Source organism: Novosphingobium sp., from assembly GCF_025351285.1.
In the GTDB taxonomy this organism is placed as follows: domain Bacteria; phylum Pseudomonadota; class Alphaproteobacteria; order Sphingomonadales; family Sphingomonadaceae; genus Novosphingobium.
Window position 1 is genome coordinate 1 of the sequence record NZ_JANXWG010000053.1, and the last position, 23,872, is coordinate 23,872.

Annotated in this window: 16 protein-coding genes; 4 read left to right on the forward strand and 12 right to left on the reverse strand. The window is 65.2% G+C overall.

Annotated features, from left to right (window positions below):
- Positions 1–43 precede the first annotated feature (43 nt).
- From Q0R16_RS06075 to Q0R16_RS06105, 7 genes are all read right to left on the reverse strand, one after another.
- Positions 44–331 carry a DUF2218 domain-containing protein gene (locus Q0R16_RS06075; protein ID WP_295633567.1) on the reverse strand — a complete coding sequence of 96 codons (288 nt, stop codon included), beginning with the start codon at positions 329–331 and terminating at the stop codon, positions 44–46.
- A gap of 14 nt (positions 332–345) precedes the next feature.
- Positions 346–993, reverse strand: coding sequence for a PadR family transcriptional regulator (locus tag Q0R16_RS06080; protein WP_295633569.1), 648 nt, complete (start codon positions 991–993; stop codon positions 346–348).
- Positions 994–1,056: 63 nt separating this feature from the next.
- Positions 1,057–2,505 (reverse strand): UdgX family uracil-DNA binding protein, encoded by a 1,449-nt coding sequence (locus tag Q0R16_RS06085; RefSeq protein WP_295633572.1) that lies wholly within the window; start codon positions 2,503–2,505, stop codon positions 1,057–1,059.
- The gene (locus Q0R16_RS06090) at positions 2,502–3,749 is read right to left on the reverse strand and encodes a putative DNA modification/repair radical SAM protein (RefSeq protein ID WP_295633576.1); all 1,248 of its coding nucleotides are present in this window, start codon (positions 3,747–3,749) and stop codon (positions 2,502–2,504) included. The genes Q0R16_RS06085 and Q0R16_RS06090 overlap by 4 nt, the downstream gene beginning before the upstream one ends.
- 255 nt (positions 3,750–4,004) lie before the next feature.
- Positions 4,005–4,178, reverse strand: coding sequence for a CsbD family protein (locus Q0R16_RS06095; protein ID WP_295633580.1), 174 nt, complete (start codon positions 4,176–4,178; stop codon positions 4,005–4,007).
- A gap of 95 nt (positions 4,179–4,273) precedes the next feature.
- Complete coding sequence (locus Q0R16_RS06100) at positions 4,274–5,755, reverse strand: glycerol kinase (protein WP_295633583.1); 1,482 nt, start codon at positions 5,753–5,755, stop codon at positions 4,274–4,276.
- Entirely contained in the window at positions 5,752–7,308 is a 1,557-nt protein-coding gene (locus Q0R16_RS06105; protein WP_295633586.1) for a glycerol-3-phosphate dehydrogenase, read from the reverse strand. The genes Q0R16_RS06100 and Q0R16_RS06105 overlap by 4 nt, the downstream gene beginning before the upstream one ends.
- A 340-nt stretch (positions 7,309–7,648) precedes the next feature.
- Between Q0R16_RS06105 and Q0R16_RS06110 the strand changes: the two genes are divergently transcribed.
- Genes Q0R16_RS06110 through Q0R16_RS06120 form a run of 3 tightly spaced genes read left to right on the forward strand, consistent with a single transcriptional unit; the run spans position 7,649 to position 13,440 of the window.
- A complete protein-coding gene (locus tag Q0R16_RS06110; protein WP_295633589.1) occupies positions 7,649–10,825 on the forward strand; it encodes an efflux RND transporter permease subunit in 3,177 nt (1,058 codons plus the stop codon).
- A complete protein-coding gene (locus tag Q0R16_RS06115) occupies positions 10,818–12,017 on the forward strand; it encodes an efflux RND transporter periplasmic adaptor subunit (RefSeq protein ID WP_295633592.1) in 1,200 nt (399 codons plus the stop codon). Before Q0R16_RS06110 ends, Q0R16_RS06115 begins: the two co-directional genes overlap by 8 nt.
- Entirely contained in the window at positions 12,007–13,440 is a 1,434-nt protein-coding gene (locus Q0R16_RS06120) for an efflux transporter outer membrane subunit (RefSeq protein WP_295633595.1), read from the forward strand. Before Q0R16_RS06115 ends, Q0R16_RS06120 begins: the two co-directional genes overlap by 11 nt.
- Before the next feature lie 109 nt (positions 13,441–13,549).
- Here the strand turns inward: Q0R16_RS06120 and Q0R16_RS06125 are convergent, their stop codons facing one another.
- Positions 13,550–14,461: an SPFH domain-containing protein gene (locus Q0R16_RS06125; protein WP_295633598.1), complete on the reverse strand. Its 912-nt coding sequence runs from the start codon at positions 14,459–14,461 to the stop codon at positions 13,550–13,552.
- Between the two features lie 144 nt (positions 14,462–14,605).
- Here Q0R16_RS06125 and Q0R16_RS06130 point away from each other — a divergent pair, with 144 nt between their 5' ends.
- A complete protein-coding gene (locus tag Q0R16_RS06130; protein WP_295633600.1) occupies positions 14,606–15,682 on the forward strand; it encodes a DUF5694 domain-containing protein in 1,077 nt (358 codons plus the stop codon).
- Between the two features lie 104 nt (positions 15,683–15,786).
- Here Q0R16_RS06130 and Q0R16_RS06135 read toward each other — a convergent pair whose 3' ends face one another.
- The 4 genes from Q0R16_RS06135 to Q0R16_RS06150 all read right to left on the reverse strand — a co-directional run bounded on the left by Q0R16_RS06135 (position 15,787) and on the right by Q0R16_RS06150 (position 23,821).
- Complete coding sequence (locus Q0R16_RS06135) at positions 15,787–16,911, reverse strand: acyltransferase (RefSeq protein ID WP_295633604.1); 1,125 nt, start codon at positions 16,909–16,911, stop codon at positions 15,787–15,789.
- Between the two features lie 36 nt (positions 16,912–16,947).
- A complete protein-coding gene (locus Q0R16_RS06140; protein WP_295633606.1) occupies positions 16,948–17,874 on the reverse strand; it encodes a transglutaminase family protein in 927 nt (308 codons plus the stop codon).
- Complete coding sequence (locus Q0R16_RS06145; protein WP_366857222.1) at positions 17,871–20,363, reverse strand: circularly permuted type 2 ATP-grasp protein; 2,493 nt, start codon at positions 20,361–20,363, stop codon at positions 17,871–17,873. The genes Q0R16_RS06140 and Q0R16_RS06145 overlap by 4 nt, the downstream gene beginning before the upstream one ends.
- Positions 20,364–20,452: 89 nt before the next feature.
- Positions 20,453–23,821, reverse strand: a complete 3,369-nt coding sequence (locus Q0R16_RS06150) for a DUF2126 domain-containing protein (RefSeq protein ID WP_295633610.1) — start codon at positions 23,819–23,821, stop codon at positions 20,453–20,455.
- Between the last annotated feature and the right edge of the window lie 51 nt (positions 23,822–23,872).

The window sequence follows — 23,872 nt, forward strand, 5'->3', positions numbered from 1 at the left end:
CACCCTGCACCGGGCTACGTGGATTTGCCAGCCGCTTGGCGCGTCAGGCAAGCTTCCAATCGAACGGCAGCGGCGCTTCGCGGAAAGCAAAGCGATCGAGGTGATCGGCGACGACTTGCTGCAATCGCGCCAAGTCGCCGCCCTCGGGCGCGGTGCATGCGACGGTGAGCGCGTCCGCCCCCGCATCGAGCACCGCCGTGCCGAGCGGCAGCGGGATTTCGCCATGCGATTCATCGAAGGTGACGGCGAATTTGTGGCTCCAGTGCTTGCACAATTGCTGGAGGTAGCGGCTGGCGCGCTCTGTCGGCACGGTTGCGGTGCTGGTGGGCATTCTCGTGTTTCGTTTCAAAGCCGCTCGATCGCTTGGGCTGCATCGTCGAGCAGCTTGGCGATCTTGAGCGCGAGTTCGTTGTCGCCGCCTTCGCGGGTCAGGCGCTGCACGGTGGCGATACGCAAGTTCATCATTGCGCGGCGGACGGGGGCGGCGTCGGTACGGCTGGCATGTTCGGCCATCGCCGCAAGCCGGGCGAAGGCGGCTTCGATCGCGGTCTTTTTCGCCTCGATCTCGGCTTTGCCGGCGTCGGTCAGCGCGAAGCTGCGCCGTGCGCCACCGCCTTCAATTTCCTCGGCCAGGCCCATGTCGGCAAGCAGCGACAGCAGCGGGTAAAGCACGCCGGGGCTGGGCGCGTAAGCCTCGCCGCTCTTCTCGGTGAAGGCGCGGATCAGCTGGTAGCCGTGTTGCGGCCCTTCGGCGAGCAGCGCCAGGACCATGAGCCGAAGCTCGTCGCCCGAAAAGCGCTTGCCGCGCCGGCCGCCGGGACCAAAGCCGCCCGGGCCTCTTTCATGATCGCCGCCCGGCCCGAAGCCGCCGCCCCCGAAAGGTCCGTGCCCGTGGCGGTGGCCGAAAAGGCCGCGAATGGCCTCATGGGCGAAGCGCCCACGCTTGTTGGTGTTGTGGAAATGCACTGCTGGTTTCTCCTTTGCATCTTGCATGGAGAGCCAGATAAATCGTTTCGGAAATCATTCAAGATATATCTTGTATCAGAGCGTAATGCATCAGGGCGATTGGCGCATCGCATCCGCCACCAGCGCCAGGTCGGCCGCAAATCGTTCGGCTTCAAGCTCGCGCGCGCCGTCGGACAGGCGCAGCAGATAGCTGGGATGGACGGTGATCCAGCCTTGCCGGCTTTGCCCCAGATCGATCGGTTTGCCCCGTTCGCGCGCGATCGAGGGGGAGCGACCGAGCAATGCGCGCGCCGCACTCGCGCCCAGCGCCAGCACGTGCCGCGGTTTGACCAGTGCGGTTTCGGCTTCGAGCCACCACCGGCAAATGTCGATTTCGCCAGCGGTGGGGGTCTTGTGCAGCCGCCTCTTGCCACTTTGTTCGAACTTGAAATGCTTTACTGCGTTGGTGACATAAGCCGCGCCGCGATCGATCCCGGCCGGGCCGAGGTAGCGGTCGAGCAACTGCCCCGCCGGGCCGACGAACGGGCGGCCCTCGGTTTCTTCGGTATCGCCGGGCTGTTCGCCAACGATCATCAGGGCAGGCCGCTCGGGCCCTTCGCCGGCCACCGCGCGGGTGCCGTTGCAGCCGATCGCGCAGCGCGTGCATGTGCCGATCTGCATTGCTACTTCGGCCAGGCTGTCCGGCCGGCCCGATCCTTCGAACCGATTTTCGCCCGCACTGACCATCGCCGCCTCCCGCGCCTGCGCACCCGCGACCAGCGCCGGGATCAGCGCGGCTTCGGGCATGTTTTTCCAATACTTGCGCGGCATTTCCTTGAGCATCGCGCCGATCTTGAGCCGCGCCGGATTGAACGTGCTGGCATAGTAACGCCGCCACAGATCCTCGGCCGGATCGCCGTCTGGCGCATCGCTGCGCTGTGCGGGCGGGCCTTCGGACAGCACTTCGCCATCCCAGTGCAGCGATCCGCGCGGGGTCAGGATCGACCAGCGCATCGACGCGAACCGGTCGACAAAGAACCGCGCGTTGGCGCGCAGGATATGGTGCGAAGGTTCGAACCAGGCGACGAAGCGTTCGCTGCCATCCGGCTCTATCACCGAGCGAAACCGCACGAACGCGCGCATCTTGTGGATGTCGCGCCGCACCACGCGAGCCAGCCCTTCGAGCTTGAGCACATCGGCATCGGCCGCATCGTCGAGCAATTGCGGACGCGTCTGCAAGCGCCAAAGCAAGCGGTACAGCAGCGCGAACCGTTCGGGATCGCTGTGCAGCACGGCCTTGCCGGCAAGCGCGAGAAACGCCCGGCTAGCGCGCACTTGCGGCGCTTCGGGGCGGGGTGAGGGCAGCCGCTTCTCGGCGCCCGGGCCCGCACCGAACAGCGAGCCGTCGCCGCCGTCGGGCGTGCTCCATGTCACGCGATCGGGTGGCACTTCGGCCTGAACCAGACGCCGCGCCTGATCGCGCCAGGTGCCGAAATCATCGGCCTCGGGCAGCGCGACATGATACCACGCACCCGGTCTCACATGCTGCATCGCGGTCATGCCGCGAACAGTTCGAGCTGCACCTGCGGCGGCGCCACCAGCGCCTTGAGATCGGCGCGGTCGGTTAGCAACGTCGGCCGCCAATCGGCAGTCACGATGAACGGGCGCAACTTGGCAATGCTGACGGTCAGCCGCGCCACGTCCTCCAGCCGCAGCGTGCGCTGACGCCGTGCCGCGAGCAGCGACTTGACCGCGCGCACGCCCAGGCCCGGCACGCGCAGCAGCAGTTCGCGCGGGGCGCGGTTGACGTCGACCGGGAACCGATCTCGGAACCGTAGTGCCCAGGCGAGCTTGGGGTCGATATCGAGCGGCAACATGCCGTCATCGCCCGCTGCCTGCTGTACTTCGTGCGTGCTGAATCCGTAGAAGCGCATCAGCCAATCGGACTGATAAAGCCGGTGTTCGCGCATCAAGGGCGGCCGCTTAAGCGGCAATACCGCGCTGGCATCGGGAATCGGGCTGAACGCCGAATAATAGACGCGGCGCAAGCCGAAGCGATCGTAAAGATGGCTCGCGCGGCCGACGATGTCGCAATCGCTGGCGGCATCGGCGCCCACGATCATCTGCGTCGATTGCCCGCCCGGCGCAAACCGGGGCGCCGATTTGAAATGCTTGCGCGCATCCCTGGCCTCGACGATTGCGTCCTTGATGCCCTCCATCGCGCCTTCGATGCGGCCTTCGTTCTTGTCTGGCGCGAGGCGGGTCAGCCCCGCCAGCGTCGGCAATTCGACGTTGATCGAAACCCGATCGGCATAGAGCCCCGCTCGCTCGACGATTTCGGGATCGGCCTCGGGGATGGTCTTGAGATGGATATAGCCGCGAAACTGGTGTTCCTCGCGCAGAATTCGCGCCACTTCGACGATCTGCTCCATGGTGTGATCGGGCGAACGCACGATGCCCGACGACAGGAACAGCCCCTCAATATAGTTGCGCCGATAGAAATTGAGCGTGAGATCGACCACTTCCTGCGGCGTGAACTTCGCGCGTTGCACGTTCGAACTCTTGCGGTTGATGCAATAATGGCAATCGAACACGCAGTGGTTGGTCAGCAGGATCTTGAGCAGCGAGATGCATCGGCCATCGGGCGCATAAGCATGGCAAATGCCCATGCCGGTGGTGGAGCCTAGCCCCTTTTCGCCGCGCTTGCTGGTGCGTTTGTCGGTGCCGGACGAGGCGCACGAGGCATCGTACTTCGCCGCATCGGCAAGAATGGCGAGTCGGTCCGAGAGCGAAGCTGGCTGCATCGATTCACTATATGTTCTGTATTCCGCCTTGCCAAGCGGCTGAACGATCGCGTGACATGCCCATTGGGGCTTCAGGAGGTGCACCGGCGAACCGGTGTACAGCCCGAGCGATCCTGTGAGGGGTGAACCGCGGCGGCATCGACTTGCGCCCGCCATCCACGAATTTCATCGAGACAGGCGGCAGGTCGTGTAAAACGCCAAGCTCTGCCCACCCCTCGCAAGCGCGATCGGGGTGGGCAGCCGCCTCAATTCAAATCAATCGAGCGCATCCTTGATCTTGCCTGCGGCGGTCTGCGCCTTGCCCTTGGCGTCCTGTACGGCGCCCTTCGCGGCCAGGCTGGCATCGCCGGTTTCCTTGCCGATCGCTTCCTTGGTCTTGCCGATGGCCGAATTGGTCGCACCCTTGATCTTGTCTCCGATACCGCTCATCGATTTTCTCCTGCGTATCGAGCCGTTTGGCTCACGCAGACGAAATGCGCAGGCTGAATTTGGGTTCCACCAGCCGCTTTCGGCAGCAAAATTTTTCAGGCCAGAGCGGCCTTCAACGCGCCGTGCCAGGCCGCCAGCCGCGCCTCGCGCAAATGGCCATCGAGCGCGGCATCGAAGCATTCGACCTCCGGCAGCATTGCCTTGGCCGCCTCCAGCGACGGGTACAGGCGCGCCCCGACTGCCGCCAGCATCGCCGCCCCGCGAGCGGTCGTCTCCACATCGACCGGGCGCTCGACCGTCACTTCGAGCATGTCGGCCAGGTCCTGTGCCAGCCAGTCGTTGCCGCTCATCCCGCCGTCGATCCGCAGCAATTGCCAGTCGGCCCCATCGGCGTCGAAGGCCTGCTTCAGGTCGTGGCACTGGTGCGCCATCGATTCGAGCGCGGCGCGGACCACGTGCGCGCGGGTCACCGAGAACGTCAGCCCGGCGATGCTGCCCGTGGCATTGGGCCGCCAATGCGGAGCACCCAGACCCGAAAGCGCGGGAATGAACGTGACGCCGCCGCTGTCGGGCACCGCGCGCGCCAGCGTTTCGCTTTCACCTGCGGTGATGACCATGCCCAGGTTGTCGCGCAGCCACTTGATCAGGCTGCCCGCTGCGAATACCGATCCTTCAAGCGCATATTGCCGCACCCCCGCCACTTCGCACAACACCGTGCCGAGCAGGCGGTTGGTCGAGCGGGGCAGCGTGCCGCCCATGTTGGTGAGGATAAACGCGCCGGTGCCGAAAGTGGCCTTGGTCTCGCCCGGCGACAGGCAGCCCTGGCCGATGGTGGCCGCCTGCTGGTCACCCGCCAGGCCGGTGATGGGAATGGGGGCGCCGAACACGTCGGCGCGAGTCTCACCGATGGCGCCAGCGCTGGCGACGATCTTGCCCAACGCAGCGCGGGGCACGCCGAACAGGTCGAGCAGATCGGGGTCCCAGTCCTTGCCGTCGAGCGCGAACAGGCAGGTGCGGCTGGCGTTGCTGACATCGCTGACGTGGAGCCCGCCGGTCATGTGCCACACCAGCCAGGTCTCGATCGTGCCGAACGCGAGGTTATCACCCAGTTCGCGCGCGCCCGGTACGTGATCGAGCATCCAGCGCATCTTGGACCCTGAAAAGTACGGATCGAGCAGCAACCCGGTCTTCGCCTGCAACGCGGGTTCGTGGCCGGCATCGCGCAAGGCGTCGCAGAAGGTGGCGGTGCGGCGGTCCTGCCATACGATTGCCCGAGGACTGTCAGCGCCCAGAGCGCGGCCGGTTGTCTTGTCCCACGCCACCACGGTTTCGCGCTGGTTGGTCACACCGATCCCGGCAATCCGTTCAGGCCCGCCCGCCTTGGCGATCACTTCGCGCGCACAGGCCAAAGTCTTGTCGAGAATTTCGTGCGGATCGTGCTCGACCCAGCCCGGCCGCGGATAGAATTGTTCGAGCGCCTGCTGCGCCGATGCCCCCAGCGTACCGTCGGGCGCATAAAGCATTGCACGGGTCGAAGTGGTGCCCTCGTCGAGCACCAGCAGATACTTGTCGGTCACGCTGCGTTTGCCCCCACCGCTCCAGTCGCCCCCAAACTTCCACTGGCCAGCGCACTGTTGTGCTGCCGGATCAGCCATTGTTCGAGCCCTGCCGCCTCGTCCGCCGAGAAGCGCAGCCCCAGCTTAGAGCGGCGCCACAGCACGTCTTCGGCGGTCTGCGCCCATTCGCGCGCAACCATATGCCGCACCTCGCGCTCGGTAAGGCCGTGGCCGAAGTGTTCGCCGCATTCGGCCAGCGTTTTTGCGTCGCCCAGGATCGTTGGGGCATCGGTGCCGTAAGCCCGCACCAAGCGCACTGTCCAGGCGGGTTCGAGGAACGGATAGTGCTTGGTCAAGGCAGCGGTCAGCCCGGCCGCGCCGTCAGTTGCAAAATCGCCGCCCGGCAGCGCCTTGCCCGCGGTCCAGGCCGGGCCGGACAATGCGGGCAGGCGGGTCGCCATCAGCTCGACCGCTTCCTGCGCCAGGTGGCGGTAGGTGGTGATCTTGCCCCCGAACACCGACAGCAGCGGGGCGCCTTCGGCCGATGGTGAAAGGTCGAGCTTGTACCCGCGCGTCGCCGCCTCGGGCTTGCCCGATCCGTCAGCAAGGAGGGGCCGCACCCCCGAATAGGTCCACACCACGTCGGCAGGAGTGATCGGCTGTTTGAAATAACCGCTCGCGCCTTCGCACAAATAGGCAATTTCCTCCGCGCTGGCTTCGATTCTATCACCCGGCTGGTGGTCGCGATCGGTCGTGCCGATCAGCGTGAAATCCTGCTCGTAAGGGATTGCAAAGAAGATCCGCCCGTCGGCAAGCTGGAAGAAATAGGCGAAAGAATGGTCGTACAACTTGCGCACCACGATGTGTGATCCGCGCACCAGCCGCATGCCGTAGGCGGTTTTTTCGCCCGCGCGGCCGAGTAGGTCGAGCACCGCCGGCCCGGCAGCATTGACCACCGCCCAGGCCCGGAACACGCCTTGCGGCGTAGTTATCCTCCAGCCGTCACCGTCTCGCGCCAGTGCCGTCACCGGGCAACGCGTGCGCACTTCGGCGCCCCGGTCCGCCGCATCGCGCGCGTTGAGCGCGACCAGCCGCGCATCGTCTACCCAGCAGTCCGAATAGACGAAGCCGGTGCTGAAATCGGGCTTGAGTGGCACTCCCGCCGGATGATTGGCCAGTTGTACCGTCTGCGTCGCCGGCAGTTTCTTGCGGCCGCCGATGTGGTCGTAAAGGAACAGCCCCAGCCGCAACAGCCAGCGCGGGCGCAGGCCTTGCGCATAAGGCAGCACGAAGCGCAGCGGCCAGATCAGGTGCGGCGCGATGGCCCACAGCGTCTCGCGCTCGGTCAGCGATTCGCGCACCAGCGCAAATTCGTAATGCTCCAGATAGCGCAATCCGCCGTGGATCAGCTTGGTCGAAGCCGAGGACGTGCCTCGCGCCAGATCGCCCGCCTCCAGCAACAGCACTTTCGCCCCACGCCCGGCACTGTCGCGCGCAATGCCGCAACCGTTGACCCCGCCGCCAATCACCGCGAGATCGAAAACCGGCCCCGCCATTTCGTTCTGTCCGCCCATGCCTGGCCTTTTGGCCGGGGCGGCGGCGCAACGCAACTGCTTGCAGGGTGCAGGCGGCCCGGTGGCCGATGCAACGGCGGCGCAATCCGAAACCGTATCAAAATGTCACGGCGCCAGATTGGTATTGATGAAACCATTCCCCACGTTCATGGCTTGATTCAAGACGGTACGTGGGTCGGCTCGCGGCGCCATGCCGCCAGACTGTCCAACTTGCGACAAACCACTGGAGAGGCAACAGACCATCCCGGTCGCGAGATGCGCCCGCCCCTATCAGGCGTTCGCCGCCCGCAGGAGTCCATTCGCTTGATGATCCAGGTCGCGCAATGATCCAGCCAGTGCAATGATCCAGATCGTGCGCGTCGCGCTGACCCGGCCCTTGACGTTCATCGTCATGTCAATCGTGATCGCGATTGCCGGCACGATCGCCGCATTGCGCACGCCGGTCGATATCTTTCCCGATATCCGCATCCCGGTGATCGCGGTGGCCTGGCAGTATTCGGGGCTTTCGCCGGCCGACATGTCGTCGCGCATCGTGACCAATCACGAACGGATGCTCACCACCACCGTCAACGATATCGAACATATCGAGAGCCAGTCCTTGCAGGGCATCGGCATCATCAAGATCTTCTTCCAGCCCGGCACCGATATCCGCATCGCCACGTCGCAAGTTACCTCGGCCTCGCAGACCGTGCTGCGCCAGATGCCGCCGGGCGTGACCCCGCCGCTGATCCTCAATTACAACGCCTCGACCGTGCCGATCCTGCAACTGGCGCTGTCGGGCAAGGGCTTGTCCGAACAGCAGTTGTTCGACCTTGCGGTCAACCAGGTCCGTTCGCCGCTGGTGACGATCCCGGGCATTGCGATCCCTTACCCATCGGGCGGGCGGCAGCGGAACGTCCAGGTCGATCTCAACCCGTTGGCGCTGCAATCGAAAGGGCTTTCGGCGCAGGACGTGGCCAATGCGATCGCTGCGCAGAACCAGATCAACCCGGCCGGCTTCGTCAAGATCGGGCCGACGCAGTACTCGGTGCGGCTCAACAACGCGCCCGATTCGATCGCGGGGCTCAACGACTTGCCGATCAAGGTCGTCAACGGCGCCACGATCCTGATGCGCGACGTGGCCTTCGTCCACGATGGCAGCGCGCCGCAAACCAACGTGGTCCACGTGGAAGGGCGTCGTTCGGTGCTGATGACGGTGCTGAAAAACGGCGCGACCTCTACGCTGTCGATCGTCGAGGGGGTCAAGCAGGCGCTGCCCAGAGTGCTCGAAAACCTGCCGCCCAACTTGCGCGTGCTGCCGGTGGGCGATCAGTCGATCTTCGTGAAGGCGGCGGTGTCGGGCGTGGTGCGCGAAGGTGCGATCGCCGCGGCGCTGACCAGCCTGATGATCCTGCTGTTCCTGGGATCGTGGCGATCGACCGTGATCATCGCGGTCTCGATCCCGCTGGCCGTGCTGGCCGCGATCGCCGCGCTCGCCGCGTTCGGGCAGACGCTGAACGTGATGACGCTGGGCGGGCTGGCGCTGGCGGTGGGCATCCTGGTCGATGATGCCACGGTCACGATCGAAAGCATCGAATGGCACCTCGAACAGGGCAAGCCGGTGCTCACCGCGATCATGGACGGCGCCGCGCAGATCGTGACCCCGGCATTCGTGTCGCTGCTGTGCATCTGCATCGTGTTCGTGCCGATGTTCTTCCTGCCGGGCGTGGCGGGGTTTCTGTTCGTGCCGATGGCGCTGGCGGTGGTGTTCGCGATGATCGCCTCGTTCGTGCTGTCGCGCACGCTGGTGCCGACGATGGCGATGTACCTGCTGCGCGCGCACGATGCACGTGCGGTGCAGACCCGGCCCAACTTGATCCAACGCTTCCAGCGGGAGTTCGAACGGCGTTTCGAGGCAGTCCGCAACGGCTATGTCGGGCTGCTCCACCGCGCGCTCCACGCCCGGCGGCCGTTCGTGCTGGGATTCACCGCCGTCATCGTGCTGTCGTTCGGGCTAGTGCCGTTGCTGGGCAGCAACTTTTTCCCGGCGGTCGATTCGGGCCAGATCGCGATGCACGTCCGCGCGCCATCGGGTTCGCGCATCGAGGAAACGTCGGCGCAGTTCGATCGCATCGGTGCGGCGGTGCGGCAGATCGTGCCGCCGGCCGAACTGGCCTCGATCACCGACAACATCGGCTTGCCGGTCAGTTCGATCAACGCGGTCTATGCCAACAGCGGCGCGATCGGGCCGCAGGACGGTGACGTGCTGATCACGCTCAAGCCCGGCCACCGCCCGACCGAGCAAGTGGTGAGCGCCTTGCGCCTCCAACTCGGCCGGAATTTTCCCGGCACCACCTTCGCGTTCCTGCCCGCAGACATCACCAGCCAGATCCTCAACTTCGGCGCGCCGGCGCCAATCGACGTACAAGTCAGCGGCAAGGACCTCACCGCCGCGCGCGGCTATGCGCAGGCGCTGGCCATGCGAATGGCCGGTATTCCGGGCATCGCCGACACCCGCATCCAGCAGCCCGCGAGCGCGCCTGAGCTCAGCGTGGTGGTCGATCGCGCGCGCATCGGCCAGTATGGTCTGACCGAGCGCGACGTCACCGCCAGCCTCGCCACCTCGCTCGCCGGCACGTCGCAGACCGCGCCGGTGTTCTACGTGAACCCCGAAAACGGCGTGCAATACGGTGTGGTCGCGCAAGCCCCCGAATATACCGTCGACAGCTTGGGCGGACTTGCCGGCGTGCCGATTTCGGGCGCCAGCGGCACCCCGGTGCAAACGTTGGGCGGACTGGCGCGGCTCGCACGCACCAGCACCATCCCGGTCACGTCGCATTACAACATCCAGCCGGTGATCGACATCTACGCAGGCACGCAAGGCCGCGATCTCGGCGCCGTAGCGGGCGATGTGCAATCGGCGATCAAGGCGGTCAAGCCGCCCAAGGGCGTGACCGTCACCATCCGCGGCCAGTACGAAACGATGCGGACCGCCTTCACCGGGCTGGGCCTGGGCATCGTGGCGGCGGTGGTGCTGATCTACCTGCTGATCGTGGTCAATTTCCAGTCGTGGGTCGATCCGTTCGTGATCGTCACCGCGCTGCCCGCCGCGCTGGCGGGGATCGTGTGGATGCTGTTCGTGACGGGCACCACGCTGTCGGTTCCTGCGCTGACCGGCGCGATCATGTGCATGGGCGTGGCCACCGCCAACGCCATCCTGGTGATCGCCTTCGCGCGCGAGCAACTGGTCGACCTGGGCGATGCCCGCGCCGCCGCCTTGCGTGCGGGGCAAGTGCGGTTTCGCCCCGTGCTGATGACCGCGCTGGCGATGATCATCGGCATGGCACCGATGGCGCTGGGGCTGGGCGAGGGCGGCGAACAGAACGCCCCGCTCGGCCGCGCGGTGATCGGCGGGCTGGTGTTCGCCACGATCGCCACGCTGTTTTTCGTGCCGACGGTGTTCAGCCTGTTTCACCGCCATCCGCGCCGCGTCACCACCACCGAACTCCTTCCAGAGCCCGTTCCCAGCCATGCCTGACCACATCCCGAGCGAAACCGAAATGATCCCGTCTGGCCCAAGCAGTCGCACACTCAAGCGCGTGGGGCTGGGCGCGGCGGCGGTGGCGCTGCTGATCGTGGTGGTCGGCACCGCCGAGCGGATCAGCGCCACCAGCCGGTTGCGCGATATTGCCGCCGAAGCATCGATTCCCACCGTCTCGGTGATTTTGCCCAAGCCGGGCGGGGCCGGCGGCGCACTGTCCCTACCGGGCAATGTCCAGGCGTTCAGCAGCGCCTCGATCTACGCACGCACCACCGGTTACGTGCGCGAACGGCTGGCCGATATCGGCGATCATGTCCGCGCCGGGCAAGTGCTCGCGGTGCTCGATGCGCCCGAGGTCGATCAGCAACTGGCGCAAGCGCAAGCCGATTACCAGACCGCGCTGGCCAACCAGCGGCTTTCGGGCACGACCGCGAAGCGCTGGTCGTCGATGCTCAAGCAGGATGCGGTGTCGCAGCAGGAAGCCGATGAGAAGGCGGGCGATCTGGCGGCCAAATCGGCGCTGGCCAACGCCAGCCTGGCCAACGTGCGGCGGCTGCGGGCGCTTCAGGGCTTCACCCGCATCACCGCGCCCTTTGCGGGCGTGGTCACCAGCCGTTCGGCACAGACCGGCGCGCTGGTGGTTTCGGGCAACGCCGCGGCGCAACCGCTGTTCACCGTGTCATCGACCCAGCGCATGCGGATCTATGTGCGCGTGCCGCAAAGCTATTCGGCGCAATTGCACCCGGGCTTGTCGGCCACGCTGACGCTGCCCGAATATCCGGGCAAGACCTTCCCGGCGACGCTGACGCGCAGCGCCGGCGCGGTCGATGCGCAATCGGGCGCGGTGCTGGTCATGCTCGAATCCGCCAATCTTGACGGCGCGCTCAAGCCCGGCGCCTTCGCGCAAGTGACATTCACGCTGCCGCCCGATGCGGGCAGCAGCCTCAGCCTGCCGGGCAGCGCGCTTCTCTACGGCAGCGGGGGGCCGAGCGTGGCGCTGGTCGATCAGCAGGGCATGGTCACCGTGCGGCCGATCACCATTGTCCGCGATGAGGGCGCGCGCGTGGTGGTGGGCGGCGGGATCAGACCGAGCGACCGGGTGATCGATAACCCGCCGGATTCGGCGCACACGGGCCTGCGTGTGAGCGTCCAGGCGGCTGAGGGCAAGAGCGCCGCGCATGCGCATTGATCGCTTGAAGCGGTTGGCGGTTGCGGGCGCGGTCAGCGCGCTGGCCGGATGCACGCTTGCGCCCGCTTATCACGCGCCCGAAACCGCCACTCCGCCAGTGTTCAAGGAAGCGTCCGCCACCCCCGCCGGCCTTGACGTCAGCGGGTGGACCAGCGCGAAGCCGCGCGATGTCGACCCGCGCGGGCCATGGTGGACCGCGTTCCACGATCCCGTGCTCGACGATCTCGAAGCCCGCGCCGAAAAGGCCAGCCCCACGCTTGCCGCTGCCTTGGCTCGCTACGATGCCTCGCTCGCCGCCACTCGCGCCACGCGCGCAGACCAGCTTCCGCAAGCCGGCCTATCCGCCAGCGAAAGCTACAACCACCTGTCCGCCGATCGCCCGCAAAGCATCGGCAGCGCGCCGCAATACAATGACGTCCGCATCGGCGGCGGGCTGAGCTACGAGCTCGACTTGTGGGGCCGCATTCGATCACGCGTGGCCTCGGCCCGCGCCGAAGCGCAAGCCAGCCAGGCCGACCTCGGCTCGGCGCACCTCAGCCTGCAAACCGCCGTGGCCGATGCTTATGCGCGTTTGCGCGGGCTCGACGCCGAAGCCGCGCTCCTGCACCAGACCGTCGAGGCCTACGCCAAGGCTTATGACCTCACCCGCAAGCGCCACGATGGGGGGATCGCCTCGGGTGTCGACGTCAACCGCGCGCAGACCGTGCTGGGCAATGCGCGCGCGCAGATATCCGCGGTGGCGCAGACCCGCGCCGCGACCGAGCATGAACTGGCCGCGCTGACCGGCGAACTGGCCAGCGCTTTCGCCGTCCCGCCGCGGGTCGAGCCGCTGTCGATCCCGCTGATCGGCTCAGGCGTGCCCTCGGCCGTGCTTGAACGCCGGCCCGACGTCGCGGCGGCCGAACGCAGGATTGCAGCCGCCAACGCGCGCATCGGGGTGGCGCGCGCTGCCTTCTTCCCCACGATCACGCTGGGCGCATCGGGCGGGTTCGAAACCACTGGCGCCGCGCTGATCGCCGCACCGAGCGCGTTCTGGGCGTTTGGCCCGGCGCTCGCCGCGCTGACCGTGTTCGACGGCGGCCGCCGCGCCGCGCAAGTTCGCATCTCGCGCGACGAATACGATCAGCTTGCGGCCACTTACCGCGACACCGTGCTCACCGCCTTCCGCCAGGCCGAAGACGCGATCGCCGCGCAACGCCTTCTGGCCACGCAGGCTGCCGATCAACAAAGCGCCGCAGACGCCGCCGCGCGCACCAGTTCGCTGGCCTATATCCGCTACCGCGACGGCGCCTCGAACTACCTCGAGGTCGTCACCGCGCAAACCGACGCGCTGACCGCCGAGCGCGCGCTGATCCAGGTGCAGACCCGGCGGGTGCAGGCGGCGGTGGCGCTGGTCAAGGCACTGGGGGGCGGAGTGGTTTAGGCCCTACCACCAACGCCGTTCGCCCTGAGCTTGTCGAAGGGCTGCTTTTGTTTGCGGCGCTCGAGAAAGAACAGTCCTTCGACAAGCTCAGGACGAACGGACGTGGTGATCACCGCTTGGCATTCCCCTGAACTGCGGTCAGCGCTTGCAAAATATCGTCGGAGATCGACTGCACCGCGCCGGGGGTGTGCGACAGGAACAGCGTGTTGGTGCGGTCGGTCTCGCCGATCGATTTCAGCGTGTCGAAATACTGCGTCACCAGCACCAGCTGCATCACTTCGGTGGCTGACGGGCTGCCCAGCGCCTTCTGGAAATCCTCGATCGAGCTCGACAGCCCTTCGATGATCGCGCGGCGCTGGTTGGCAATGCCCTGGCCCTGGAGCGCCTTGCTTTCGGCCTCGGCTTCGGCCTTTTTGACCACCAGGATCTTTTCCGCCTCGCCGCGCGCGTTGGCGGCGACTTGTTCGCGCTGCGCGGCGTTGATGTCGTTCATCGCGCTTTTCACCTTGGCGTCGGGCACGATGTCGGTGACGAGCACGTTGACGATCTCGTAGCCGAAATCGGACATATCGACGTCGAGTTCCTTCTTCACCGCCGCCGCAATGCTCGACTGGCTGGCGAAAACTTCGTCGAGCGTCATCCCCGGCACGTGGCCGAGCACGACCTGTTCGACGTAAGACTGGATCTGCGCGACCGGATCGCTGAGGCTGTAATAAGCCTCGAACACCTTCTCCGGCTTCACGCGCGTCTGCACCGAAATCGGGATGGTCACGAACACGTTGTCGCGCGTTTTCGTTTCCATCGTCAGCGCGATCTGGTTGACCCGCAGGCTGACTTTGCCCGCCACCGCCTCGATGAACGGGATCTTGAAGTTGAGCCCCGGCCCGCACGTGCGCTCGAACTTGCCGAAGCGCGTCACGATCGCGACTTCGGCGGTCTGTACGGTGAAGAAGAACCCGAAGAACGCCCCCAACGCCACGAAGGCGACGACCACGAATACGAACAGCACCATGTATTCCATTCCAGGATTCCCTCGATATTGCCCGATGCCCGATCCCGCAGGCCCCATCACCTCGCGCCGCTTTTCACCCCGAGTCAATTGACGAAATGCGCGCTTGCCTAAGTGTGTTAGCTGCGCAATACACGGGCGATTGAAGGAGACCACATGCGCTTATTCGTTTCTGCCGCTTCTGCCGCCCTAGTCCTGCTGTCTCCCTCCGCGGCCTCTGCAAAAACCCCCGCTTTCGATCCGCGCGAATGGAAAGGTGCGCAGGCCGGCCTGCCGACGCAAGTGCTGACCCTGGGCAGTACGCATCTCAGCCAGTTGGACAACGCCGTCACGCCGGAAATGCTGGCGCCGCTGCTCGACAAGTTGGCCGCGTTCAAACCCGACGTGATCACGCACGAGGGCATCTCGGGTGAGCAATGTGATACGCTGAAACGCTATCCCGCCCGGTATCCCGACATGTTCGATACGTATTGCTGGCCGACCGACGATGCCGAAAAGGCCACGGGGCTGACCATCCCGGCGGCGCTGGCCGAAATCGACAAGACGTTCCTGACCTGGCCCGCCAGGCCCAGTTCGGCGCAGCGCCGGCACCTGGCCGCGGTGTTCATCGCGGGCGGCGATCGTCCATCGGCCTATGTCCAATGGCTGCAACTGCCGCTGGCCGATCGCAAGATCGGCGACGGGATCGACGCGGCGCTGCTCAAGATCCTGACCCGCTCGCCCAAGAAGCTGAATGAAACTTACGACGTTGCGGTGGTGCTGGCGGCCCGGCTGGGGCACCAGCGAGTGTACGCCGTGGACGATCACACCGCCGATCACGTGCAGGCCGAAGCCGGGCCGGGCTTCGATCCCTATATGCAGAAGTTCTGGACCGGCGCGAAATCGCCACTGCTCGACGAAGACCGCCGGATGAGCGCGGCGATGAAGTCGGGCGTCGACTTGCTGGCGTACTATCGTTTCATCAACCAGCCCGCCGCGCAGCGCGAATACATCACGATCGACCACCGCCGCGCAATGACCACGCCTTCGCCCGAACAATACGGCCGCGCCTATTTCGCCTGGTGGGAGGTGCGCAACTTGCGCATGGTCTCGAACATCCGCGCCGCCTTCGGCAACCACCCCGGCACGCGCGTGCTCAACGTGGTCGGATCGTCGCACAAGCCCTATTACGATGCCTACCTCGACATGATGTCCGACGTGAAGCTGGTCGATGCCGAAACGGTGCTGAAATAGGGGCCTAACTTGGCGTAACCTCCAGCGGCATCACATCGACCGCCACGCGCATCGTCTGCCCGGCGCCGCCGTGGAACACGCCGTCGAGCGGGGCTACATCCGTATCAACCATTTCTCGATCTGAGCAACGTCATAACCGGGCGCTCTACCAGGAACCAGCTAGCCGCACCTGCGAAAATAGACGTCAGCCACGTCATTAAACCCAGGGCAAGCAACGAATGACCCCATCCATTGGCGATCAAGAGCTTTTCTATTGGCCAAGCGTACAAATAGACACCGTAAGAAATGTCGTTTTTATTATTTATACGTTCAATAAATGAGCCACGACCATTTTTGGCGATACCAAAAATGAGATATGCGCCAAAAATCGCGACACCAAAGTTCGCCGTATATCGCGAAAAAAGCAGGCCAAAAAGCATCAACCCGCAAATGACCGTCCGGCTCGGTCGAAAACTCAGGTCATCTTGCTTGGCGCGAAAAGTCGCTCCCGCGAGAAACATGCCGGTCAACCTCAATGCCTTTGGGGCATCGCCTAGCCATACCCCACTATACAGATGCCAAGAATTTAGCCTGACGTTCAAATCAGACGTCACGAAATGCATCCCGACAAGACAGATAGTCGCCAGAAATGCGAGGAAATTTTTCCGGTCAATCATCCCGGCAAGACCGAGTATGCATGCCAGAACATAGCATCTGAACTCGTATGCAATTGTCCACATCGCGCCATTGAGTTCTGGATAGTTTGAGCCAGCAAACGCGCCGAAATTTTCTGGCGAACGCAGCAGAATTCCATTGATTGCCGCATGATAAGCCAGAGCAGGCACATTCTTGAAAATTGCGCCGCCCATCGCCGCCACGGCTGTCAAGCATATCAAGCTTGAAACAAGGAACCCAGGATAAATCCGGGCCACTCGCTTCAACAAGAAGCGTTTAGCATTAGAATTATTGACAAAACTCGCGGATATCAAAAAGCCGCTGATAATAAAAAAGCCGTCAACAGCAAGTTCGCCAAAGGATATGGTGCCGAAAATAGAGCTGAGAATCTCTCTACTCGAATTACCGTCGACAATTTCTGGCACATGGGAGCAAATGACCAAGGAGGCAAACAAAAACCGTAAAAAGCCAAACGCGTTTTTATGATGGTCAAATCGCTGAATATCGTCGGAGACACTCAATTCACCGTTACCCCCATTTGAAGATATTGCAGAGTGTTGGACATTCGTGATCATCTAAGGTCTCGGTTGAACGGTGCTACCCAGTCCGCGCTAACTCGGCGTAACCTCCAGCGGCATCACATCGACCGCCACGCGCATCGTCTGCCCGGCGCCGCCGTGGAACACGCCGTCGAGCGGCGAAACGTCGCCGTAATCGCGGCCCATGCCGATGAAGATGTAGTCGGTGTTGGCCAGTTTGTTGTTGGTGGGGTCGAAGCCGATCCAGCCCAGCGTCGGCCCGCACCACAGCGCGGTCCACGCGTGCATCGCGTCGGCACCGATCAGCCGCGGCTTTCCGGGGGGAGGGAGCGTGCGCAGATAGCCGCTGACGTAAGCCGCCGGAATACCGTGCGCGCGCGCGGCGATGACCATGATATGCGCAAAATCCTGGCACACCCCGCGCTTCTTGGCGAAAGCCTGTGCGGGCGGGGTGTCGGTCTTGGTGGCGTCCTTATCGTATTTGAACTGCTCGAAGATCGCGCGCATCAAGGCGGTGCCGGCGTCCACGATCGGTGCATCGTCGGCCAGGAACGGCCGCGCCCACACGCCGATTTCGGGCGACATCGCCGCGATCCGCGAGGGGTATAAGTAGCTTGCCGGGCAGGTGGCCGAAAGGTCGCGGCCGGTCAGCGCTTCGTTGCGAATCTGGCGCACGGTCGGCCCGCCGCCTGCCCCGCCTGCGTAGAGCCGACCCTCGAACAAGCCGCCCTGAACGATCGGCGCCTCCTGCACTTCGACACGAAAGCGGCTTTCGATGGTAAGCGTAGAAATCGGTTCCTTCAGCGTCAGCCGGCTGCGGTTGACCACATATGGCCCCGCTTCCTCGCGCACCGAGGCGGGGCGGGGGATCACTTCCATTGTGTAGTCACGCAAGACCTGCCCCGGCCACACCGCGGGTTTGAGCCGCAAGTTGAACCGCGCAAGCCGAACAACCGTCGCGTAAGTCACCGTAGTGCGATGGCTGACATCATAGATCATGCCAAAAAGCTCGGCGTCGCGTCGGTTTCGGCCTTCTCGAATTGCAGAAAGTATCGCGCCGAAATCGCATCGGACAGCGACAGAAGCCGGGTTTCGACTTCGCGCAATTGCGCTTCGTCGAAGGTGTCGGCGGTCATGCTCCGCAGCGGCGCGAGCACGGCGCGGGCTTCGCGCAGCGGGCGTTCGGGCACGTTGTCCTCGATCAGCGCGGGCAGCGCGGCGATGTGCGCTTCGATGCATTGCACCTGGAACACCAGGCTGCGCGGATTGTCGGGATCGAGCAACACCAGATCGAGCACCGGATCGCGCCACGGCCCGGTCAGGTAGCGCGAGCGATAGACGATCTGGCTGTCGCACAGATCCAGCAGCACGTTGAGCGCATCGGGACCGGCGTTTCCGGCACTCGCACTGCCCAGCAGTTGCCGCGCGATCCGGCAGATCGACAGCGCGCGTTCGATCCGCCGCCCGGTATCGAGGAAGCACCACGCCGGGCTGCGCACCATGTTCTCCGAAACCAGCCCGGCCAGCGCGTTGAAATGTTCGAGCAGGTCCTTGGCCAGCTTGAGCGTGGCGCGCGCATCCTCGGGCCGGGTATCGGCCATCGGCCGGCTCACGATCCGCCAGAAATCGCGCGCGAACCGATCGCGCAGCGAGAGGCCCACGCGCTGGCTGTTGCGGACCAGTGCTGCCACGCCGCCGGGCAGCTTGAGATCGGACATCGCGCTCGCGCAGATTTCGGGCACTTTCGCCCGCGCGGTTCGCGCCGAAATCGCGCCCCACGTCACCAGCAGTTGCACCAGCCGTTTCTTGACCGCGGGATCGTTGCCCGAACCGTTGTCGACATCGAGCGACTGGCCCAGCAGCGCGCGCAGCACACGCACGGTCACTTCGGCGCGTTCGTTGTAACGGCCGAACCAGTAGAGGTTGTCCGCCGCCTGGCTGGAAAGGATGCCGCCGCCACGCCGGATCGGCGGGCTGTCGCCCAGCGTGGTGGTGCGGTGATGCGCCAGTTCGCGATCGTCGACCACGCAGACATCGGCCGAAAGATCGCCTTCGCCCATCAGCGAGGTGCGCAATTCGCCGGTGGACGAAAGCCGCCCGAACCCGCCGGGCATCACTTGCCACATCCCGTCCGCCCCGCGCGCCACAAATGCGCGCAGGGTGAAGGGACGCGGCACGATCTGCTCGCCGATCATCGCCGGCGTGGTCGAAAGGTGGACGATTTCCTGCCCGCAATAGTCCATCGGCCGCCGCGCCATTGCTTCGAACAGGCGTTCGCGCGCCGCACCGGACAGTTCGGCGCCGACCACGGCGGCGGTCATCGGGTTGGTGCCGTCGATGCCTTCGACCGGCGCGCCGTGTGCGGGGGTGATCACCAGTTCATCGAAGCGGCGGCGCACCTCCTCGGCCTCGCCGCGCTGGCCGCACCACCAGGTGGCGATGTTGGGCAGGAGCGGTTCCTGGCCCAGTGCGACCCGGCACAGCCTTGGCATGAACGCCGCAAACGCGGTCGATTCGAGCACTTCCACGCCCGGCCAGTTGGCCACTTCCAGCGCGCCTTGCGAAAACGCGTCGAACACGTCGGGCACGCCGATGGCAGAGCGCGAATCGAAGTTCAGCGGATCGAGCGCGTCGGTCGCGATCCAGCGCCACAGCGCATCGATGCGCTTGGGTCCGGCGATCGTGCGCACGTAAAGCCGTCCGTCGCTGACGGTAAGGTCGCGTCCTTCGACCAGCGGAAACCCCAGATACCGCGCCAGATGCGCCTGTTCGGGGTACGACTGGTTGTAGTGCCCCGCGGTCAGCAGCGCGATTCGCGGGGTGTCGCGCAGGCAATCGCGCGCAATACCGGCCCGCATCTGTGCGAAGAATTCGGCCAGCCGCCGCACGTTGATGTCCGACAGCAACGATCCCGTCGCGCGCGACAGCGCCAGCCGGTTTTCCAACGCGTGGCCGATGCCCGTCGCCAGCCGCAGCCGGTCGGCCAGCACGCGCCATTGCCCGCGCGGGCCCCGCGCCAGATCGACCGCATAGACGTGGATGTAATGGTCCTCACGCGGGGGAACGCCCACCATCTTGCGTGCAAAATAGCGGCTGCCGGCTACCACCGCAGCGGGCAGGTGGCCGCCGCTGATCAGCGTTTGTGCGCCGTAGATATCGGCGGCAACGTGTTCGAGCAGTTCGGCGCGCTGGATCAGGCCGCGTTCGATCCCAGCCCATTCCTCGGCGCCGATGATCAGCGGCAGCGGGCTGAGCGGCCATGCGCGCTCCTCCTCGTCCTTGGCCATGCGGAAGGTCATGCCCAGATCCTGGATCTGCCGCCCGAGCTGGTCCTGGATCGATCCCGCCTTGCCTCCCGACAGCGCGGCCAGCCCGCTCGCCATCGCCTGCCACTTGTCGGTGACAGACGGACTGGCCGAACGGAACAGGTCGCCGGTTCCGGCTTCGGCCTGGTACTGGTCGAAGCCGCCCGCGAAGCGTTCAAGCAAGGATGCTGCGGCGGTCAGAGGTCAACCCCTGCCGCTTCAGCGCTCAACGCGCCGTCGATGCTTGCAAACCCCCTCACGAAGCCCCCACTTCAAACCGTGCGCCTCAGATCGAGCGTCATCGGAAACTCCCTGGCGATCTCGTCTGGCGGGATCACCTGCGACCCCGGGGAATGGCCAAAGGCGACGAACCGCGCCTTGCGCCGCGATTCGGCCTCGAAAGCATTGACCGGGACCACGTCATAGGATCGTCCGCCCGGATGCGCCACATGATAGACGCATCCGCCCAGCGATCGATCGTTCCAGGTGTCGAGAATGTCGAACGTGAGCGGCGCGTGGGCTTTCATCATCGGGTGCAGGCAATTGGCCGCGCCCCACGCTTTATATCGCACCCCGCCGACGCCTTCACCGGGCACGCCGGTTGAGGTGAGCGGAACCCGCCGGCCGTTGCACGCGATTACATGACGGCCGGGGACGAGCCCCGTCGCACGCACCTGCAAGCGTTCGGTCGAGCTGTCGACATAGCGAACCGTCCCGCCGATCGCGCCGGTTTCACCCAGCACGTTCCACGGTTCGAGCGCGTGGCTGATTTCCAGCGTGACCCCGCCGCCCTCGACATTGCCGTGGATCGGGAAACGGAACTGCCGCTGCGCCTCGAACCACACCGGGTCGAAATCATAGCCCGCCGCGCGCAAGTCATCGAGCACGCCGAGGAAATCGGCCCACACGAACTGCGGCAGCATGAAGCGGTCGTGGAGCGCGGTGCCCCAGCGGACCAGTCCACCCGAAAGCGGCTTGGCCCAGAACATCGCGGTCATCGCGCGCAACAGCAGTTGCTGGGCGAGCGACATCCGCGCGTCCGGTGGCATCTCGAACCCGCGGAATTCGACGAGGCCGAGCCGCCCGGTCGGCCCGTCGGGGCTGAACAGCTTGTCGATGCAGATTTCGGTGCGGTGGGTGTTGCCGGTCACGTCCACCAGCAGGTTGCGGAACAGCCGATCGACCACCCACGGCGCGACGTGCTCGCCATTGGTCGGCACCTGGCTGAGCGCGATTTCCAGCTCGTAGAGGCTGTCGTGCCGCGCTTCGTCGATCCGCGGCGCCTGGCTCGTCGGGCCGATGAACAGCCCCGAGAACAAGTAGCTCAGCGACGGATGCCGCTGCCAGTAGATCACGAAGCTCTTGAGCAGGTCCGCGCGGCGTATGAACGGCGAATCGAGCAGCTTGCCCCCGCCCAGCACGATGTGGTTGCCCCCACCGGTGCCGATCGAGCGCCCGTCGACCATGAACTTGTCGGCGGTCAGCCTCAGTTCGAAGGCTTCGGCGTAAAGCGTCTCGGTGATATTCACCGCTTCGCGCCACGAATGCGCGGGCTGGATGTTGACCTCGATCACGCCCGGATCGGGGGTGATCTTGAGCAGCACCATGCGCGGATCGGGCGGGGGAGGGTAGCCCTCGATCCGCACCGGAATCCGCGCTTCCTCGGCCATGCGTTCCACGGCGGCGATCAGTTCGAGCCAGTCCTCGAACGCCTCGACCGGCGGGATGAACACCGACAGGTAGCCGTCGTGCGGCTCGACCGCGATCGCGGTCCGCACCGCGCCCTCGATGATGCGCTGCTCGACCCGATCCTGCGCCGCGCCATCGGGGCCTTCGACCGAAACCGAACGCTGTTCTTTTTCGACCCCAGCCTTCTCGACTTCTGCCTCACGCACCTGGTGCCCGGCTTCGACCGCCTGAGTGCGATAATCGCTCAACGGCTCGCGCGGTTCGGTGCTGTCGCGCGGGTGGATGTATGGATAATCCGAGGGCGGCACGAATGGCAGCGAGCCCAGCGGCAGCCGGTAGCCCAGCGCCGAATCGCCCGGCACCGCGAACAGCGCGCCGCGCCGCACTTGCCATTTTTCGCTTTTCCAGCGCGAGGCCTTGCTCGGCGCCGAATTCCACCGCTGCACCGGCAGCACATAGCCGACCGGCTTCGACAGCCCGCGCTGGAACGTGCGCATGAAACGCGCGCGCGTTTCGGGATCATCGAGAGCGGGATCGAACGGCGAGGTATTCTCGGGAAGGTCGGCCTCCTTGACGATCCACGTCACCGCATCTTCGTACACCGGCTGGACGAACTCGCCGTCGATGCCGAGCAGGTGCGCGGTCTTGTCGAGGAATTCAGCCGCAACGCTGGCGTCGAGCGTGGCTTCCGCCACTTTGCCCGGCACCGGATCGGCCGCGATCAGGCTGGCATCGCGCCAGACCGGCACCCCGTCGTTGCGCCAGTACAGCGCATAACCCCAGCGCGGCAGGCTTTCGCCCGGATACCATTTGCCCTGGCCGTGGTGGAGCAGCGATCCGGGCGCGAACTTGTCGCGCAAGCGGCGGATCAGCTTGTCGGCATAACTGGCCTTGGTCGGGCCGACCGCGCCGCCGTTCCATTCATCGGCATCGAAATCGCCATCGGCGATGAAGGTCGGCTCGCCGCCCATCGTCAGCCGCACATCCTGCGCCACGAGATCGGCATCGACCTTGTCGCCCAAGGCCATCAGCCCGGCCCAGCGGCCTTCGGTGAACGGCGCGGTGATGCGGACGGCTTCGGCGATCCGCGCGACGCTCATCTCGAAGTGGAAATCGACCTCGGCGGGTTCGGCATTGCCCGAGATCGGCGCGGCCGAGCGGTAATGCGGCGTCGCGGCGAGCGGGATATGACCCTCGTCGGCGAACAGGCCGGAGGTGGGATCGAGCCCGACCCAGCCCGCGCCGGGCAGGTACACTTCGGTCCACGCATGAAGATCGGTGAAGTCCGCTTCCGGCCCCTTGGGCCCTTCGCGCGGGGTCACGTCGGACTTCATCTGGATCAGGTAGCCCGAGACGAAGCGCGAGGCGAAACCCAGCGCGCGCAGCAATTGCACTTGCAGCCAGGCGCTGTCGCGGCACGATCCGGAACCCAGGCTCAGCGTGTCCTCGGGCGGCTGCACGCCCGGTTCCATGCGGATCACATAGGAAATGCGCTGTTCGAGCGCGTGGTTGAGCGCGACCAGGAAATCGATCGTGCGGCCGGTGCGCCCGGTGAATTCCTGCACCATCGCATCGAACAGCGGGCCGTGATGTTCCAGCTCGTAATAGGGTTCGAGTTCGTCCTTCAGCGCCGCGTCGTAGAGGCAGGGCATCTCCTCGGCATCGGGCTCGACGAAGAAATCGAACGGGTTGAGCACCGCCAGGTCGGCGAGCAGATCGACCTCGATCGAGAAGTGATCGACCGGATCGGGAAACACGATTCGCGCCAGCCAGTTGCCGTGCGGGTCCTGCTGCCAATTGAGGAAGTGGTTGGCCGGCGAGATCTTCAAGGAGTAGTTGGGCACCGCCGTGCGGCTGTGCGGCGCCGGGCGCAGCCGCACCACTTGCGGGCCAAGCCGGATCGGGCGGCTGTAACGATAGCGGGTGAGGTGGTGCAAAGCGGCTGTAATCATTGCCGCCATTCTTGCGCCTAACCATGTTGCGCCGCAACAACGATTCGTCGG

Excerpts from the sequence above, each read along its gene's own strand:
- Q0R16_RS06150 (WP_295633610.1), bottom strand. The coding sequence starts at position 23,821 with ATGATTACAGCCGCTTTGCACCACCTCACCCGCTATCGTTACAGCCGC.
- Q0R16_RS06140 (WP_295633606.1), bottom strand. The coding sequence starts at position 17,874 with ATGATCTATGATGTCAGCCATCGCACTACGGTGACTTACGCGACGGTT.
- Q0R16_RS06085 (WP_295633572.1), bottom strand. The coding sequence starts at position 2,505 with ATGACCGCGATGCAGCATGTGAGACCGGGTGCGTGGTATCATGTCGCG.
- Q0R16_RS06080 (WP_295633569.1), bottom strand. The coding sequence starts at position 993 with ATGCAAGATGCAAAGGAGAAACCAGCAGTGCATTTCCACAACACCAAC.
- Q0R16_RS06075 (WP_295633567.1), bottom strand. The coding sequence starts at position 331 with ATGCCCACCAGCACCGCAACCGTGCCGACAGAGCGCGCCAGCCGCTAC.
- Q0R16_RS06120 (WP_295633595.1), top strand. The coding sequence starts at position 12,007 with ATGCGCATTGATCGCTTGAAGCGGTTGGCGGTTGCGGGCGCGGTCAGC.
- Q0R16_RS06130 (WP_295633600.1), top strand. The coding sequence starts at position 14,606 with ATGCGCTTATTCGTTTCTGCCGCTTCTGCCGCCCTAGTCCTGCTGTCT.
- Q0R16_RS06125 (WP_295633598.1), bottom strand. The coding sequence starts at position 14,461 with ATGGAATACATGGTGCTGTTCGTATTCGTGGTCGTCGCCTTCGTGGCG.
- Q0R16_RS06115 (WP_295633592.1), top strand. The coding sequence starts at position 10,818 with ATGCCTGACCACATCCCGAGCGAAACCGAAATGATCCCGTCTGGCCCA.
- Q0R16_RS06105 (WP_295633586.1), bottom strand. The coding sequence starts at position 7,308 with ATGGGCGGACAGAACGAAATGGCGGGGCCGGTTTTCGATCTCGCGGTG.
- Q0R16_RS06090 (WP_295633576.1), bottom strand. The coding sequence starts at position 3,749 with ATGCAGCCAGCTTCGCTCTCGGACCGACTCGCCATTCTTGCCGATGCG.
- Q0R16_RS06110 (WP_295633589.1), top strand. The coding sequence starts at position 7,649 with ATGATCCAGATCGTGCGCGTCGCGCTGACCCGGCCCTTGACGTTCATC.
- Q0R16_RS06135 (WP_295633604.1), bottom strand. The coding sequence starts at position 16,911 with ATGATCACGAATGTCCAACACTCTGCAATATCTTCAAATGGGGGTAAC.
- Q0R16_RS06095 (WP_295633580.1), bottom strand. The coding sequence starts at position 4,178 with ATGAGCGGTATCGGAGACAAGATCAAGGGTGCGACCAATTCGGCCATC.